The 928-nt window shown below is 46.0% G+C and carries 2 protein-coding genes and 1 pseudogene; all 3 read right to left on the reverse strand.

Annotated elements, in window-relative coordinates:
- The coding region (locus ACWHAR_RS24340; protein ID WP_452088089.1) for a hypothetical protein at positions 1–198 on the reverse strand (198 nt) is incomplete at its 3' end.
- Positions 195–773 (reverse strand): YmfQ family protein, encoded by a 579-nt coding sequence (locus ACWHAR_RS24345; RefSeq protein ID WP_041333879.1) that lies wholly within the window; start codon positions 771–773, stop codon positions 195–197. The genes ACWHAR_RS24340 and ACWHAR_RS24345, both read right to left, overlap by 4 nt.
- A pseudogene (locus tag ACWHAR_RS24350) lies at positions 757–928 on the reverse strand (baseplate J/gp47 family protein); the annotation flags it as partial. The gene ACWHAR_RS24345 and the pseudogene ACWHAR_RS24350, both read right to left, overlap by 17 nt.

The following is a 928-nucleotide window of genomic DNA, read 5'->3' on the forward strand; positions in this document are numbered from 1 at the left end:
GATCACATTGCCCAGCTCGTCAAAAATTTGTACCGTTTCGATATGCTTGATGTCTTCCTCACGTTTTGTCAGAACAGTGACGGTCGCACCGTCAATGGCGAGCTCTACTATTTCTGTTTTTTGGCCGTTGAGCAGCACGTGATCGATTCTGCTTTTTAGATCAGCCGCTGTGCGTTCTCTGTATATGGTTGAAATCAAGTTAAAACCACCTCATTGTTGTTAAGAGTGACAGAATAACCGACCTTAAGTTCACTGGCCGTTCGGTATCTGCGGTGATTCAGGATGACTGTATCTTTGATTTGCAGCGTCTCATTTAATCCGCCTCTGAGCGTATACGCCAAATGAGCGGGTTTCATGTTTTCTATCGCTTCGATCAGCTCATTCATGTGCTGAAGGTCATCAACATTGATATCGACGTTAAATCGGTATTCGCCGGGAAGCAGGCGGACCTGTGCAGACGTTTTTTTCAAGAAACGGTTTACCGCCTGCTCAATGGCCCTGTATGTGATGGGCGGGATGTTCGACATTTTGGAAATGAGCCTCAATCGTCTGATCTCATCAGTGTCACCTGATTCCCGCGGTACGTTTAAAATCTTTTCCCAGCGGCTGAGCCCCCATGTCGCCGTCGGTACGAATAACTGATCCGTCAGATCAAATATGCTGTCATTTTGTTTATCAAACTCAGGCGCTTCCGCTTTCAGCAGCTCGGCCATTTCTTTAAGGCTGGTGAGAAACGGAGGCAGATACGCTGTCATGTCATCTTGTTTGCTCAATGATCTTCACCTGCCCAAGCTTAGGAATTTCCACGTCGCTCAGCACCAGATTTTCAGACGTGCCGTTGATTTGAATATTGGAGTAGTCACTGACTGATGGTGAATTATAGACGATATTGTTAATTTGAGAAAGGCGGATGACGTTATCTTCAAAC

The sequence above is a fragment of the Bacillus sp. LR--39 genome, from assembly GCF_053613335.1.